Raw genomic sequence first — 16,395 nt, forward strand, 5'->3', positions numbered from 1 at the left:
GCTTCGTTTTGTTCACTAGATCTGGACTTACACCTTCACCTTACGCAGCCACTTGGCCACGCCACCGGCTACTACGCCGGCAAGCAGGTAATAGCCAATGGTAAGGGCCTGAGTTTGTTTGGTTCTGGCGCTAGGCGCTACGCCTAAGCCCATGGGTCCGGGCAATATGACGCCGCCTACTCCAGCCGCTGCCCCAAGAACCGCTCCTCGCCACCAGGCTTTCTTGCCTCCGCCGGTTAAGCTGTAATACAAGCCATTTGAGACAATATCACCTACCAGTGACCAGGTGTGCAGTTTGTCATCATCGGGTGGGGTTTGCCCGGCGTACCGCAAACCTTTTGCAATGGCGCGCATGCCCAAGATATCCATGCGGGGAGCTTTGGGGTAAAAGCGGCGCACGGTCTCGTGCACAACAGTCACGGCCATAGCCCCGGCCAGCCCTGCTATGCTTGACCGCAGCCATTTATTCAGTCTTTTCTTGGAGGCTCTTTTAGTGGTTTTATCGCGTTTGTACGTCTTTTCTGATTCCATAAACTATAAATGATTAAGCGTGTTTTAAATGTTCAGGTGCTCTAAACCTAACTCCTATTAACCGTTTTTGGGCGCGAAGGTTGCCTTCCCCAAGAGCTTCGCCTCAAGCACGTCTGTTTCATGGCCATTTTGGCCAAAACCGGCTAAAAAACGCGACTGAATCTTTTTACCTATCTTTGTGTCTTCTAGGGATAGGCGCCAATTGCTGCGTCTTTTTTTTGTGCTTGGCCAACAGAACCGGCCGTTACTTTTCATAATGACATTTTCAGAACTTAATTTGATAGAACCTCTGCTGCAAGCCCTGCAGGAAGAGGGATACACTACCCCAACCCCCATCCAGGAACAAGCCATTCCGCCCGTATTGAACGGCGATGATTTATTGGGTTGCGCCCAGACGGGTACCGGAAAAACCGCCGCTTTCAGCTTGCCGCTGTTGCAGCGCCTGCACGAGGCAGGTCCGGCGCACCCGGCCAAAGCTATTCGGGCCCTTATTTTAACGCCTACCCGCGAACTGGCGCTGCAGATCGGCGACAGCATTCAGGCGTACGGCCGTTACACCAAGATCAAACACACCGTAGTATTCGGCGGTGTAGGTCAGGTACCACAGGTAGAGCAGATCAGACGGGGCGTTGACATTGTGGTAGCCACCCCGGGCAGGTTACTTGACCTGATGAACCAGGGATTGTTATCCCTGAAACACATTGAGACCTTCATCCTGGATGAGGCCGACCGCATGCTGGACATGGGCTTTATCCACGATGTACGCAAAGTCATCGCGCAGATTCCTACCCACCGCCAGACGCTGTTGTTCTCGGCCACCATGCCGCAGGAGATCCAGAAGCTTTCTTCCAGCATTCTGCGCGAGCCGGTGTACGTAGAGGTAACCCCGGTTTCCAGCACCGCCGAGAAAATCGCTCAGAAAGTTTATTTCGTGGACAAAACCACTAAACGCGCTTTGCTGAAGCACCTTCTCAAAGGCGAAGACATTCAGCGGGCATTGGTTTTCTCGCGCACCAAACACGGCGCAGACCGCATTGCCAAGGAACTGTCTAAAGCAGGCATCTCAGCGCAGTCTATTCACGGAGACAAAGCCCAGAGCACCCGCGTAAAAGCCCTGACTCAGTTCAAAAACAACGAACTGAAAGCCCTGGTAGCTACTGATATTGCCGCCCGCGGCATTGACGTAGACGATTTAACGCACGTGATTAACGTAGACTTGCCCAACGAGCCAGAGACTTACGTGCACCGCATTGGCCGTACAGGCCGCGCCGGTGCCGAGGGAATGGCCCTTTCTTTCTGCGACGATACCGAGCTCCCGTACCTGCGTGACATAGAGAAACTCACCAAGCAGATCATTCCGATAGAGGAAGACCAGCCGTTCCACGTTGAGTACTCTAAACTACCGCTGGCCGGCGGAAAAGCCACCGATAAAGCTGCCCGCAGAAACACTGCCGGCGGCGGAAACCATGGCCAGAGCCGCGGTCCGCGCAGCGGCGGCGGGCAGAACAATAGCGGCAACAGACGCCCAGACCAACGCCGCAGTTCCAGCCAAAGCGGCGGCGGAAGCTCAGACCAGCGGCAGGGAGGCGGCAGAAACTCCGGGGGCCGAGGCAACCGATAAGCAACCGCTCTTCTCCAAAAACAGAAAAGCCGGACACTCTAAAGTGTCCGGCTTTTCTGTTTTTGGAGTTACAACCAGGAAATGGCCCTAAAATGGGAAACCTGTATTGCAACCAACCTCAAGCCTGATAACTAAGAGTTGTACTGGCCTGTAGAATATTGGTCAGCAGAATGCTGGTTTTTTGAGCCTTTTGACTTTTTGCCCAGTTTGCCAGAAACGCCGGATTTGCTGATGCTTGATTTTGCTTGGCCAATCCAGCCTTGGTTGTTGGCAACCCAGTAAGAGGCTCCCAGCAAAGCAGCGCCACCCAATACTTTCTGAGTTGTGCTCATGCCGCTGTAAGAACGGGAAACAGAAGTACCCAGATTTTTCACCGCCTGTGGCACCTGAATGTTGCTAAGGCCGCTGGTGATGCTTCCTAAGATTCCTCCTTGTCCTGAGCTTTGGCCCTGGCTTCTAGATGAATTCTGAGCTGAATCTTGTGAGTAAGAAGTAGCATCTTGTGCGGCAGCACCTGGCTGGTTGTTAAATTGATTTTCCATAATTTTAAGAAATGTTAGGTGTATAGATCGTTTTCTTTACCAAAGCCATTAAGGTTTGGCTCACCGGGATCATAACTCGGCGAATCCATTTTATCGAAAACGCGACCGAATAGTTGCGTTCCCTTCTGACTTTTCTCCAATTATTTTCAAATCACCAAATAAACCGGTCAGGTACTTCTTCTCTAAAGCATCTATCAAATTATATATAGCAGTTTATCTCAATTTTAAGAAAACTACCTCATAAACAGCCATATCTCTTTTCGAAAACAACCTCCCATTTGCTTGGACTTTCGTCCTTAATCACTCTCCCAACCACTTGAGGCAATCTTCGGAAAGTATTACAATCAACCTCTTTTCCTTGGCTTCTTTCCTCCGTTTTCTTCAAGTAACGCTAGCCAGAAAATAGGGTACTGATGCCTTGCTCCTATCTTTTCCTAGGCCTTCTCCTTTCTCTCAGAAATTAATTGCAACTGCCGATGAGGTGTTCCGTTCTATTTTTAGCCCCTTTTCAGGAAAACAGCCCGAAAATTGCTACCAGTTGGTATCCCCGGCAGAGCAACAGCAGCAGGAGAGCAGCAAATAGCTTCCCTGCCGATGGCTTAAAAAAACCACCCGGAATTTGCCTCCTTTTGCCTTCGGCGGAAAGATTCACGAGCGCAGGTACAGGAACCCGTTATAGTTACCCAGAACCGAGTATATTTACCCTACATTCTATTTGCCATCAGACCTTCGCCCAAACTATGAACCTTCAAAAAACGCTTGTCCTTTGCCTCTCCCTTCTTCCGCTGACCGGGGCTTTGGCGCAGAAAACCATTCAGCAGAAAGACGTCACCCGCATCATCAAGACCCTGGCCGCCGATGACATGATGGGTCGCCAGACGTTTACCCCCGGCATAGAGAAAGCTGCCGATTTCATCTCCAACGAGTTCAAAACCATAGGCCTGCAACCGCTCACCGGCGACACAGATTTCCGGCAGGAATTCAAGATGTACGCCCTTAAGCCCGGCAAAGCCGATGTTACCCTCAACAAGCAGTCGCTGAACCCAGACGAGTTCTTTTACAGCACTGTGCACCGCAAATTTGAGTGGGAGGAGAAAGCGCCTAAGCCCGTGTTCATTGGCGAGAACGATGATTTCAGGCAAGGCCTCACCACCGCCCGAAAGCTGGACAAAGACGTGCTGGTAGTGGTGCACCCCAAGCATCAGGAGATGTTCAAGCGGTTTGCTGGTTCTTTTAGGCAGGCGCGCCCGGTGATGGAACTGGGCAAAGGCAATACGCTTATCTTCGTGCTTTCCACGCTCACCGAGGTAAGCTCGTTTAACATCGAGATCAAGAACGAGGTAGAGGAAATGCCTTTAGCCAACGTGGCAGGCATGATTCCGGGCAAGCGCGCGAACGAATTCGTGGTTTTCTCGGGCCATTATGACCACATTGGTATGATGAAACCCGTGGCCGGTGACTCCATCGCCAACGGCGCCGATGATGATGCCTCAGGCACCACCGCCGTGATCACTCTGGCCAAGCACTTCAAGAAACAACCCAAACCAGAGCGCACGCTCATCTTCGTGGCTTTCACGGCCGAGGAAATCGGGGGATTCGGTTCGCAGTATTTCTCCAAGCAACTGAACCCCGATGAGATTGTGGCCATGTTCAACATCGAGATGATTGGCAAAGGCTCCAAGTTCGGGCCCAACAGCGCCTACATCACCGGTTTCGAGAAATCAGACTTCGGCACGTTGCTGCAGCAGGCGGTGAAAGGCACACCGTACAGCTTCCATCCAGACCCTTATCCTAGCCAAAACCTGTTTTACCGTTCAGACAACGCCACCCTGGCCCGTCTGGGCGTACCGGCCCACACCATCTCCTCGGTACAGATTGACCAGGACAAACTCTACCACTCCGTAGACGATGAGGTGGAAAGCCTGGACATGGCTCATATGACCAACATGATCAAAGCCGTGGCCATGGGTGCCAAGGACTTTGTGCAAGGTAAGAAAACACCCAAGCGCGTAGACAAAACCCAGGTACAGTAACCTCAACGATCAGCCATTAATGCCCACACGCATAGTTCCGTTTCTGTTGACCGCCGCTTCTCTTTTTTGGGCTGATTTGGCTTTTTCGCAGCAAAAACAGAAGCCAGATTCAATAGACCTGAAGTTAACTCAGTGCCTTGATAAGCAGGAAAACCAAAGCACCGCCGGTATGTGCAACTGCACCTATGCTGCGCTGGAAGAGTGGGACAAAAAACTGAACAGCACCTACAAAGCGCTTTTAACCCAGGTAGACGCCGTAGGGAAAACTAAGCTGATGGCAGCCCAGCGACAATGGGTTGTGTTCAAAGAAAAGGAAATCGAACTGATTGATGCGACCTACGGCAAAGCCCAAGGCACGATGTGGCAAGTGGTGAGAGCCAACAAGGTAATGGATATCACCAGGCAAAGAGCACGGGCGTTAGAGGAACTACTGACAACTCTTAAGGAGATTTAACTAAACCTCTGGTTTCCGCTCAGGCTGTTAGGTCTAAAACAAACCCGCCGTTTATGCCCCGTTTTCAGAAAACGGGGCATAAACGGCGGGTTATATCTTTATTACTTAGAAATTCCCTCTTAACGTGAGTACCAGGTTTCGGCCGGGGGCACTAACGCCAGAGGCATACACGCGGTAGAACTGGTCCAAGATGTTCTCCAACGCGGCCTGGAACTGAAGCCGTGGGTGGAACTGGTAGGCGGTTCTCAGGTTAAGCGTGTACCAGGCGGGCACTCCCTGGGGTGTGGCGTACTGCAGGTTGTCTTCTCCCACGGGATTGTAGTCTTCCAGGTGTTTCCAGCCGTTGTACTGCACGAAGAACTCTGACCGGAACCTAGGCAAGGTCAGGTACAAACTGGTTTTCCCGAATACCGGTGGAATGTGGTCTAAGGGCGTTTCGCTGGGAGAGGATTGGATACGGCCATAGGTGTAGGTGAGCGTGGAAGCCAACCGGAAAGCCTGGGTGATATCAGCGTTCACGGAGCCACTTAACCCATAGACATAGGCTTTGTTTGCGTTCACACTTGCCACTACTCGGCTCAATTGCCAGTTGTATTCAAGCTCGCTTTGTCCCTGGAACGTGAACGGCTGGGTAGTGATGGCATCGCGGTACCAGGTGTAGAAACCGGTGCCCTCTACCCGTACGCTCCGGGCAATGGTCTTCCCGATGGAGAGTTCAGCGTTGTAGGTGTATTCCGGTTTCAAATCGGGGTTAGGTACGACCAATTGCCCGGCTACTGACTCAAACACCTTCGCCAAATCATCAACATTCGGTGCTCTGAACCCCGAGGAAGCCACCGCGGCAAACCGCCATTCATGCCCAGGCTGGAATACCAGTCCCAGATTGCCGTTGACAGCGGTGTTTTTCTGGCTTACCTCATCGAACGGAAACGGGAAGAACGTTTTATCCCTGAAATCGGCGTTCAGCTCTACCCTACTCACGCGAACGCCATCAGAAAGAATCCAGCGCGGGCTGATCTCCCAGGTGTGCGTAAAGTAAGCAGCGGCGGTACGCATGTCAGAACCGCCGCTGGGGTAACGGGTATCTAGGGGCGTGCGCTCACCCGTGGTCAGGCTGGTTCCGTGGGCAGTTGAAGAGACTTCATTGTAGGTTCCTTCCAGACCATAGCGGAATTCATGCGTGCCCAGCAAACGGCTGATATCGGCGTTCAGGGTATAGACGTCTACATGCTCAAAGCGACTTTGCAGCGGACCACGGTTGAACCGACGGTTATGACGGCTTTCTTCCACACTCTGGTAAGCAGCCGTTACGCGCAGGTTCTCCAGCCAGCCTCGGCCTTTGGTGGCGAAGGTGTAGGCCGCGAGCCAACGCTCCTGCGGTCCGTAGTACCACTCGCCATGGTTCAGGCGACCCTGGGCATCTACCTCGGTGAGGCGGTCATAGCGCGGGATGTCTGAGGAAGTAGAAAACTGCACGTTCAGCAAATGCGAGGTGTTGGCCGAGGGCTGAAACAGGACTTTCTGCAAGACATCGTACTGCTTGTAACCAGTGAATTTCTGTAGGTTGATGTTAGCGTTGGGCACCATCACGTCTTCACCGTTCACACGCTGGGCGTAAAATGGCCGAAGTCCCCAGTTTCCGTAGAACGGGTTCCGGGTTGCGCCCTGGCGCAGGTCATCGAAATCTGAATAGGTAAAACTGGTGAAACTACCCCACTGGCGTCCGCCCACTGACACATCCACGTGGCCGGTCTTCTCCTGATTGGCGGTGGCGTAGCGCGTGAAGGCACTGCCCGTGACGCGGGTGCCGGTGCTATCGGCTAAGAGGGGGTTCTTGGTGTAGAAATGGACTACGCCACCCAAAGCATCGGAACCGTACACCACTGAGCCCGGGCCAAACACCACTTCCACTTTCTCCAGCGAGGCATTGTCTACGGTAATCACGTTCTGCAGGTGGCCGCCGCGGTAAATGGCATTGTTCAAACGCACCCCGTCTATGACCATGAGGACCTTGTTCGCCTCAAACCCGCGTAGGATAGGGCTTCCGCCGCCGGCCTGGCTTTTCTGCACCAGTACCTGCCCGGTTTGCTGCAAGACATCGGCAGTGGTCTGGTTGCTCTGGAAAGCCAAATCGCGTGCTTTCAGTACCTGGATCTGCTGGGGCACATCGGCCCGTTTCTCCTCAAACTTACTAGCCGATACCACCACTTCGTCCAGGGAATAGCTCCGCTCAGAAAGCAACACCCGGTAGCGCATGCCCGCCAGTTGGTTTACCGCCACAGTGCGCGGCTGATAATCAACGCGCTCAAAGCGCAGGCTATCGGTTTCCTGTAATCCGCGGATACTGAACTTGCCTTTGGCATCGGTGAGGAGGGCGCTGCCGCCTTGCGTGGGTACCACCCGCACGCCCGTGAGCGGCTGAAGATTGGCCCGGTCCTGCACGGTAGCACTCTGCGCCGAAGCCGCGAGGGGCACTACCACCAGCAACAGAGAGTAAAAAAATTTCATAGAAGTATGTAAAAGATGATGGGGATCTTGGTCAGAGCGCCAGCTCCATCTTAATGTCGGCGCGTTTGTATTCCTTCAGTTCATCGGGGACCTCCACAAAACCTAATCTGTGGTACAGGTGAAGCGCCGTTTCCAGTTTTCGGTTAGAGAGCAGCATGAGCGTGGTTGCACCCAGATCCCGGGCTTTCTCAATGGCTTTCTCGCCCAAACGTTTCCCGATCTTCAGGCCTTGGGCTTTGTCATCTACGGCCATCTTGGCCAGCTCGTAGGTGTGGTCATCTACTTTGATCAAGGCGCAGGTTCCTACGATCTCACCGTTGTACTCGGCCATGAAAATGTGCCCGCCCTTGGCGATGATGTAGCCGTCTGGGTCACCCAATGATTTAAAGTCCAGCTCTTCCATCTCGAAGTAGCGCTCAATCCAGGCTTGGTTCAGTTCCCGGAAACGGGCAGCATGGGCAGGTGTATAGTCGATTATGGAAACTGCGGTAGCGGAGGGAATAGTCATCATGTTTGGTTCTTCTTGGCCGCAAAGATACTCAAAGAGAGGTGCGTTTCAGGATTGTTTCCCCGAAAAGAGGACTAAAACGGGCCTGATCTACTGATTCGGTTTGCCCGCCATTTTCTGAAAAAAGGCCGGAACCCGGAGCAAAGAGACAAGAAGGAACGTTCTGCAACCGCTGTCTGAACGACTTCGGGTTTCTTCCTGTTCTGGTTAAAACGAAAAGTACTATATTTCGCCCACAGACCAAGGTACATGAAAAAGAAAACACCTATTCTCTTACTGCTGGGGTTTCTGGCGGCCTGCTCCAGCAGCAAACCTACTCCGGAGCCAGTCACCGCGCAGGCCACCGTGGCTCCCTCAGTGCTTGCGCCGCATGTGGAGACCATCCGTCAACAGTTTGCCCCAGACAAACGAGTGGCCTTGTTCGATGTCAAAACCAACGGAACCGTGCTGACGGGCGAAACGAATTTGCCGGCCGCTAAAACCGCGTTACTGGACCGCTTGCGCACCGCCGGTATTTCTTTTCAAGACAGCATTCAGGTATTGCCGCAGGGCGAGTTGAAAGAACAATCTTTCGCGGTGGTTACGTTATCGGTGGCCAACCTTAGGTCTGAGCCCAAGCACCCCGCCGAGCTAGCTACCCAAGCCACCATGGGTACCCCGCTGCGCGTCTGGAAACATAAAGGCGGCTGGTTCTTGGTGCAAACTCCAGACAAATACCTGGCGTGGGTTGACGCCAGCGCTATCAAACTGATGGACAACGCTGCTTTCACCACCTGGCAGCAGGGCGAGAAGCTGCTGTACACCAATCCGTACGGGTTTGCCTATGCCGCGCCCAACACCAAAGGCGCAACGGTCTCTGATTTGGTCTACGGCGATGTGATGGTGGTGAAAAACCAGGCCAAGGGCTTCTATGAGGTCTCTTTCCCGGATGGACGTACGGCCTTCGTTTCCTCATCTGAGGTAGAGAAATACAGCCAATGGGCCGCCACCCGCAAACCCACCGAGCAGAACCTGGTGGAAACCTCTAAACGACTGCTGGGCTTACCGTATCTCTGGGGTGGCACTTCCTTCAAAGGCGTAGACTGCAGCGGCTTCACCAAAACTGTGTATTTCATGAATGGCCTGGTTCTCCCGCGCGATGCCTCCCAGCAGGTAAACTCCGGCGAACTGGTGGATACCGCTAATGGTTTCCAGAACCTAAAACCCGGCGATTTACTGTTTTTCGGCTCTCCGGCCAAAGACGGGAAACCAGAACGCGTGGTGCACGTGGGCATGTGGATCGGGAACAACGAGTTCATCCACTCAGCAGGCCGCGTGCGCATCAACAGCATGGACCCCGCCGCCCCCAACCATGACGCCTCAGAACTGAAACGTTTCCTGCGCGCCAAACGCATTACCCCACAAGCTTCCCTCATTGACCTAAGAACCGCATCGTTGTTCCAGTAAGAGAAAAAGCACCTCAAATAGAATCGCCTCGTTTTAGACCTGATTTCCACAAATCCCGTCCAAAACGAGGCGATTCTATTTTTTCAACTTCCAGTCCGCAGGACGATGCAGGAATTGCAGCGGTTCCAAAGCAAAGTAGCTCACCTGCGGCGGACCGGGGCGAAGGCCTACCATGAGGCCGAGAACCGGCCTGTTGCACGCTTGAACTGTTCTAATGCCAGTGGCCCATGTGAGCTATGAAACAGAGGACGGCAGCAGGGTGTCACCATTTATGAAGAAAAGACTGTCTGAGCGTCAGCGAGTTTCTTTTCTTCTTGATTCTTTTGGTTACTTTTCTCATCAAGGAGAAAAGTGACAAACGCGGGTGATAAGTAATTCAGCCCAGAAGTTAGTAGGGAAGGTAGTAGAAAGTAATTAAAAGTAAAGGCTCCTAGCTAACTTGAGATGCAGTTATGGTCATTTGTGAGAACACCCCTCTTTATCTCACCTCAAGGGAAAAACCCCGCTTATGCTAGGATTAAATGAAAAGCAGAGCATAATATGAACCTGAGGCTGTCGCCTCACTGAAGTTGCAAACTTCAGACCATAACAGGTCCAAGTCACAGACTTGAACCAGTGGAAGGCAAGTAGAAAGAAGCCCGTTTCAAGGCTGATTCTGTTAAAAGAGCCTTAAAACGGACTTCGCTGAAAAATAAAGGCACTGGTTAGTACTTCTCATGCACTTCCGTCATGATACGGACCATCTCATTGCGGATTTCACCAGAGGAGACGCTGAAGTTATTGTTCATGAAACTAAAGAGCAGCAGCTTCCCGCTTTTCGTCATGATATAGCCGCTCTGGTTGTGCACGTGCGCCAGCGTACCAGATTTCCCGAAGACGAAGGGCGGCTCGGCTTTGTAGATGTTCCGAAAGGTACCGGGTCTTCCGCCGGTGGCCATGAGGGGCAAGAGACGTTCCACTGGACGTTCCTGCTGTAGTTTCTGCAAAAGGGCAATAATGCTGCGAGGGGTGAACAGGTTCATGCTGGAAAGCCCCGAGCCATCTACCCACACCGGCGCATCTGGTAAGTCGGCCAGGTAATTCTTCACGACGTATTTAATAGCCCGCTCCACCGACAACGTATCTGACAACGTACCGGAACAAAGCACCATCAACTGCTCGGCAAATAGGTTGTCGCTGACCTGCAGCATGCGTTTGTACACCGAGTCTGAGGGCAAGCCATAGAACGTTTGCGCACCTTGGGGCAAAGCCCGCTTCTTGAGCAAGGTGACTTTCTTCTTCAGGGTATCGGAGAGCAGCCGCACGGTCATATCGGGTGAAGGGATAAACGGTACTTCCACGGAAAAATCGGCGGAGGCGTGTTTGGGGTAATACGTCAGGTCATTGGTGCGCCAGGCCCGCACGAACGCATCACCATGGGTGTAGCGGGCGGTATCGGTTTTGATGGTGGACTTGAAGAGGGCGGGTGTTGTAGTGTACCGCTGGGTTGAACCTCCCCTACGGGCGAACTTCACAATGTTGCCATGGATGGGGAAAATGCTGCGCTCGGGCTGGTAATAGTAATTGTAATCGTCCCAGCCCCAGTTGGTGGCGAAAGGTGTGCTGGCGAAGGGTGCCTCCAGATAGTACAGCTTCTCTTTGCGGTTCTTAAGGAAATCATAGGCCATCGTGTTCTTCAGGTCCATGTGGGCGAAGGTTGGGTCGCCGGTGCCCCAGAAAATGAGCGAATCGCCGCGCACTACGTACTTAAGTGCCGGAATAGAATCGCCCAGCATCTTCAAGCTGGCGTAGAAGGTGAACAGCTTGGTGTTGGAGGCGGGCACGAAGTATTTATCAGAGTTGTGTTCTACCACCATTTTCCCCAAAGCAGGGTCAAACAAGGCAAAGCCCACAAACCGGTTCTTCCCAATCTCAGAGGCCAGCACCTGCTGTTTGATGACCTCGGGACCGTAGGGAGGCGGCGGCGGCGGGCCCGTCGCAATTTCCGGCGCTTTTTGGGCGGTTTTACAGCCCAGCAGGAAAAACAGGAACAGATACTGGAAAGAGAGCCAACGGCGCCCAAAGGTAAAGAGCTGCATAGAGGGATCGTTTTAGAACCCGTAATCTCTTTAAGATTTTGACAGCATCAAAATTCCTCCTTGAAATTGAAGCGATGGCTGGGGATGAATTATGATGCTTTTCCGCTAAGAGCCTAATTTTGAAAAATAAGCCCCGAAACACGCGAGACAGAAACAATCTCTTTATTTTAAGGGCTGCTTATCAGGCCCCTTCCTTTAACCCCTGACCTATGGCTTTCCGATCTCGTCGCGAGGTGTTGGCTTCGCTCTCGGTGGCTGCCGCCACACTTCCCTTATTGGGTTTTTCGCCCAGCGTCACCCCAGAAAAAGGCCCGAAGACGGTGTTGCCGCCCCGCCTGAAACCTGGTGACACGGTAGGCCTCATTTGTCCGGCCGGCGCGGCGTTCAGCAAAGAGGTGGTCCAGATCACGAAGGAGTCTATGGAGGCGTTGGGGCTGAAGGTGAAGTTGGGAAAGCACGTGTTTGACCGGTTCGGGTACCTGGCCGGCACGGATCAGGCGCGGGCCGAGGATGTGAACGCCATGTTCTCAGATAAAAGCGTACAGGGCATTCTGGCTATTCACGGAGGTTGGGGCTGCGCCCGATTGCTTCCGCTGCTGGATTACAAAACCATCCAGAAAAACCCCAAAGCCCTCATCGGGTACTCAGACATTACGGCTTTGCTGCTGGCCATTACCGCCAAAACCGGGTTGGTGACTTTCCATGGCCCGGTGGGTTCCGCTACCTGGAACAAGTTCTCGGTAGATTCTTTCCGGCAGGTCTTGTTTGACGCCAGCCCCGCGCTGTTTGAGAACCCCAAAGAACTGGGAGATAACCTTACTTTCACCAAAGACCGTATCACCACCATTACGCCCGGCACGGCCCGCGGCAAACTCATGGGCGGCAACCTCACGGTGCTCACCGCCCTGATGGGCTCTGACTACCTCCCTCTCTGGAAAGACGCCATTCTGTTTCTGGAAGACACCAACGAGGCAGTATACCGGGTAGACCGTATGTTCACTCAATTGAAACTAGCTGGCGTGCTGGACCAGGTCAAAGGCGTGGTGTTTGGCAAATGCTCTGACTGCGAGCCCGGCAAAAGCAGCTACGGTTCTCTCACGTTGGAAGAGGTGCTGGAGCAGCACTTGCAGCCTTTGAAAGTGCCGGTGTATTCCGGGGCTATGATTGGGCACATCACCCATAAATTCACGGTTCCGGTGGGGGCAGAAGCCGAGATGGATGCCTCCGCTGGCACCATCAAACTACTACAGAGCGCGGTGGCTTAATTTTGAACTTTACCGGGCTTTGGCCCTGTTTTTGAGAATATTGCCGTAAATTGCGCCCGTTTACCGCTACACCCCACCATCTTCTTGTCATTTGCCTTGAAAAAACATCGTTACCTTCCCCTCGCGTTCCTTTTACTCTTTGTAGCTGGCATCTTTACCATCCATGCCCAAACCCGTGGAAGTAAAGCTGGTGCTAAAAAGACTATCATCGCCAAAAAATCTACTTCTAAAAAAACACCGGCCAAAAAAGTAGCCTCCAAGAAAGCGGTGGCTAAGAAACCCGCCGTTCCGGTTTTCAACCCTAAAACCGATCCGCCGCATTTGGGCGCAAACCAGAAATGGGTAGACTCGGTGTTCAAGACCTTAACGCCTGAGGAACGCATTGCGCAGCTGATTATGATTCCGGTGTACTCCAATAAAAACCAGGTACACATAGATTCCATCAGCCGGTTGGTGACGACTTACAAGGTAGGTGGCCTTATCTTCTTCCAAGGCGGCCCCGTGCGGCAGGCGCACATGACCAACCGTTATCAGCGCGAAAGCAAGGTGCCTTTGATGATTTCCATTGACGGCGAGTGGGGTTTGGGCATGCGCCTGGACAGCACGGTGTCGTTCCCGTACCAGATGAGTTTGGGCGGAATTGAAGACGAGAGCTTGATTTATGACATGGGCGCCGAGATTGCCCGCCAATGCCGCCGCCTGGGTATTCACGTGAACTTCGCGCCCGTGGTAGACGTGAACAACAACGCAAACAATCCCGTGATCGGGTTCCGCTCCTTCGGCGAGGACAAATACAACGTGACCCGCAAGGCCATGGCTTACATGAAAGGCATGCAGGACAACAAGGTAATGGCCAACGCCAAACACTTCCCTGGCCACGGTGATACCAACGTAGACTCGCATTACGGCTTGCCGGTGCTGCATTTCTCTAAACTTCGTCTGGACTCTACTGAATTGTACCCGTTCAGAGAACTCATGAAAAATGGGTTGGGCAGCCTCATGGTGGCCCACATGAACATTCCCGTTCTGGACAACACCAAAGACGTAGCCTCTACCCTTTCCAAGAACATCGTAAGCGATCTGCTCAAGAAAGAAATGGGTTACAAAGGCCTGGTTTTTACCGATGCCCTGAACATGCAAGGCGTGGCCAAGTTCTATGCCCCCGGTATTGTGGACGTGAAAGCGTTACTGGCGGGGAACGATGTGCTCCTGAACACCATGGACGTGAAAACCACCATTGAGGAGGTGAAGAAAGCCATCGTGAACAAAGAAATCACTCAGGCCGAAGTAGACGCCCGTTGCAAGAAAGTACTGGCCGCCAAACAATGGGCCGGACTGGACAAATGGCAGCCCATTGAAACCAAGAACCTCATTGCCGACCTAAATAACCCTACCGCTGAGTATATCAAGCGTCAATTAACAGAAGCTTCGGTCACGCTGTTGCGCAACAAAAACCAGGTTCTACCTATCAAAACGCTGGACACCTTGAAGATTGCCGCGTTGGCCCTGGGTACCAGCACTGAGACCGAGTTCCAGCGGAGCCTGTCTAAATACGCGTTGGTAGATAATTTCTTCTTGCCGCCTACCAGCTCCATCGCTGATCTTCAGGTGCTGAAAGACAAACTGAAAAGCTACAACACCATTCTGGTAGGGGTGCACAAACTGCAGTTGAAAGCCAGCGGCAGCGGCACCTTTGGCATCACCGCCGAGATGAACCTGTTCCTGAAAGACCTGATCCGTTCCAAGCAGACCATTGTGAGTGTGTTTGGCAACGTGTACAGCCTCACCCGGTTCGAGGACATTGAGAAGGCCCACGGTGTGCTGGCCACGTACCAGGAAAACGAACTCACCCAAGACATAGCCGCCCAGATCATTTTCGGGGGGGTAGCTGCCAAAGGCAAACTGCCGGTGAACGTGTCCAATTCCTTCCGGATCAACGACGGCCTGAAAACCGACGGCGGGGTGCGTTTAGCCTACACCGTGCCAGAAGCAGTAGGCCTGAAATCGCAGGACCTTGCCCAGATCGATACTTTGGTGAACCAAGCCATTCGGGCCAAAGCCACACCGGGTGCGCAGGTATTGGTGGCCAAGAACGGAAAAGTGATCTACTACAAGTCGTTCGGGTACCACACCTATGATAACAAGGCTGCCGTCAGAAACACCGATCTGTATGACCTGGCCTCGGTGACCAAGATCACCACCTCGTTGGCGGCCCTCATGAAACTGAACGGCGAAGGCAAGTTCGATGTGGACAAAACTTTGGGCGAGTACCTGCCCCTGATGCAGGAATCAAACAAAGCCGACCTGAAGTACCGCGACATTCTCACGCACCAGGCCCGCCTGAAATCCTGGATTCCGTTCTGGAAAGAGGCCGTGAAAAAGAACGGAGAACTGAAAGGCAACGTCTTCAAAGCCGATTCTTCTGACAAGTACCCTTACAAAGTGGCGCAGAACCTGTTCATCCGGAAAGATTACGCCGACGAGATCTACAAGGAAATTAAGGAATCTCCGCTGAACGACAAACCGGGTTACGTGTATTCAGATCTGTCTTTCATTCTGGCCCCGTTGGTGGTAAAGAACATTACCGGCGAAGACTTTGAGACTTACCTGAAAAAGAACATCTACGCACCGTTAGGAGCTACCACCCTCACCTTCAACCCATACAAGCACTACCCGCTGTCACGCATCGTGCCCACTGAGGTAGACACCTTGTTCCGGAAGCAGCTGTTGCACGGCACCGTACATGACGAGGGCGCGGCCATGTTGGGCGGCATCAGCGGACACGCCGGGCTGTTCGGGAATGCAAATGACTTGGCCAAGGTGATGCAGATGTACCTCAACGACGGCATTTACGCTGGCAAACGCTACATCGCCAATAAAACGGTGAGCACGTTCAGCAAGTGCCAGTTCTGCCCAGACAACTACCGCGCCCTCGGGTTCGACCGTCCGTCTAAGCCCGGCACCGAGAACGGCAACGCCGCCCCAAGCGCCCCGGCAGAAAGCTTCGGGCACACCGGTTTCACCGGCATCTATACCTGGGTTGACCCCGTGAACCAACTGGTGTATGTGTTCCTGTCTAACCGCGTGCATCCTACCCGTGAAAGCTCTGTACTAAGCAAACTGAACACCCGTACCAAAGTGATGCAGGTAGTCTACGACGCCATGGGCAAACCTAAAAACACTGCTCCCAAAAGCACCGGTGCTTTGCAAACCAAGCGCGACTAACTGTTACTTTCAGTGATAGCAAAACGCCCGCTCTGGATAACCAGAGCGGGCGTTTTTTATGAAGTTGTTTTGAAAGTGATTTTCAGAAAAGAGGCCTAAAGTGCAGGAGCGTTCTTTCTTTGCCTGCCGTTTTTAGGATTCTTCCCTGCTCTGCTGCTCTTTTCTCTTCCTAATTGTTGTCTTC

Annotated in this window: 11 protein-coding genes; 6 read left to right on the forward strand and 5 right to left on the reverse strand. The window is 53.0% G+C overall.

What is annotated here, in order from left to right; all coding sequences use genetic code 11:
* Positions 1–27: 27 nt before the first annotated feature.
* Positions 28–531, reverse strand: a complete 504-nt coding sequence (locus tag EFB08_RS09780) for a hypothetical protein (RefSeq protein WP_227006285.1) — start codon at positions 529–531, stop codon at positions 28–30.
* A gap of 277 nt (positions 532–808) precedes the next feature.
* Between EFB08_RS09780 and EFB08_RS09790 the strand changes: the two genes are divergently transcribed.
* Positions 809–2,152: a DEAD/DEAH box helicase gene (locus EFB08_RS09790; RefSeq protein WP_394342964.1), complete on the forward strand. Its 1,344-nt coding sequence runs from the start codon at positions 809–811 to the stop codon at positions 2,150–2,152.
* 131 nt (positions 2,153–2,283) lie between these two features.
* On the opposite strand, the gene EFB08_RS09795 is transcribed toward EFB08_RS09790, so the two are convergent.
* Positions 2,284–2,694 (reverse strand): hypothetical protein, encoded by a 411-nt coding sequence (locus EFB08_RS09795; RefSeq protein WP_123126781.1) that lies wholly within the window; start codon positions 2,692–2,694, stop codon positions 2,284–2,286.
* Between the two features lie 740 nt (positions 2,695–3,434).
* Here EFB08_RS09795 and EFB08_RS09800 point away from each other — a divergent pair.
* Both EFB08_RS09800 and EFB08_RS09805 read left to right on the forward strand, forming a co-directional pair.
* A complete protein-coding gene (locus EFB08_RS09800) occupies positions 3,435–4,727 on the forward strand; it encodes a M20/M25/M40 family metallo-hydrolase (protein WP_123126782.1) in 1,293 nt (430 codons plus the stop codon).
* 19 nt (positions 4,728–4,746) lie between these two features.
* Complete coding sequence (locus EFB08_RS09805; RefSeq protein WP_123126783.1) at positions 4,747–5,181, forward strand: lysozyme inhibitor LprI family protein; 435 nt, start codon at positions 4,747–4,749, stop codon at positions 5,179–5,181.
* A gap of 105 nt (positions 5,182–5,286) precedes the next feature.
* Here the strand turns inward: EFB08_RS09805 and EFB08_RS09810 are convergent, their stop codons facing one another.
* Together EFB08_RS09810 and EFB08_RS09815 are read right to left on the reverse strand one after the other, a co-directional pair.
* The gene (locus EFB08_RS09810) at positions 5,287–7,689 is read right to left on the reverse strand and encodes a TonB-dependent receptor (protein WP_123126784.1); all 2,403 of its coding nucleotides are present in this window, start codon (positions 7,687–7,689) and stop codon (positions 5,287–5,289) included.
* A 31-nt stretch (positions 7,690–7,720) separates the two neighbouring features.
* Entirely contained in the window at positions 7,721–8,200 is a 480-nt protein-coding gene (locus EFB08_RS09815) for a GNAT family N-acetyltransferase (RefSeq protein ID WP_123126785.1), read from the reverse strand.
* Between the two features lie 246 nt (positions 8,201–8,446).
* Between EFB08_RS09815 and EFB08_RS09820 the strand changes: the two genes are divergently transcribed.
* Positions 8,447–9,643 carry an NlpC/P60 family protein gene (locus EFB08_RS09820; RefSeq protein WP_123126786.1) on the forward strand — a complete coding sequence of 399 codons (1,197 nt, stop codon included), beginning with the start codon at positions 8,447–8,449 and terminating at the stop codon, positions 9,641–9,643.
* A gap of 704 nt (positions 9,644–10,347) precedes the next feature.
* Here the strand turns inward: EFB08_RS09820 and EFB08_RS09825 are convergent.
* Complete coding sequence (locus EFB08_RS09825) at positions 10,348–11,721, reverse strand: D-alanyl-D-alanine carboxypeptidase (protein ID WP_123126787.1); 1,374 nt, start codon at positions 11,719–11,721, stop codon at positions 10,348–10,350.
* Positions 11,722–11,930: 209 nt separating this feature from the next.
* Here EFB08_RS09825 and EFB08_RS09830 point away from each other — a divergent pair, with 209 nt between their 5' ends.
* Both EFB08_RS09830 and EFB08_RS09835 read left to right on the forward strand, forming a co-directional pair.
* Entirely contained in the window at positions 11,931–12,986 is a 1,056-nt protein-coding gene (locus EFB08_RS09830) for a S66 peptidase family protein (protein ID WP_123126788.1), read from the forward strand.
* A gap of 267 nt (positions 12,987–13,253) precedes the next feature.
* Complete coding sequence (locus tag EFB08_RS09835) at positions 13,254–16,211, forward strand: glycoside hydrolase family 3 N-terminal domain-containing protein (protein WP_394342969.1); 2,958 nt, start codon at positions 13,254–13,256, stop codon at positions 16,209–16,211.
* The last annotated feature ends 184 nt before the right edge of the window (positions 16,212–16,395 follow it).

The sequence above is a fragment of the Rufibacter latericius genome (genome assembly GCF_003721515.1).
GTDB classification, from domain to species: domain Bacteria; phylum Bacteroidota; class Bacteroidia; order Cytophagales; family Hymenobacteraceae; genus Nibribacter; species Nibribacter latericius.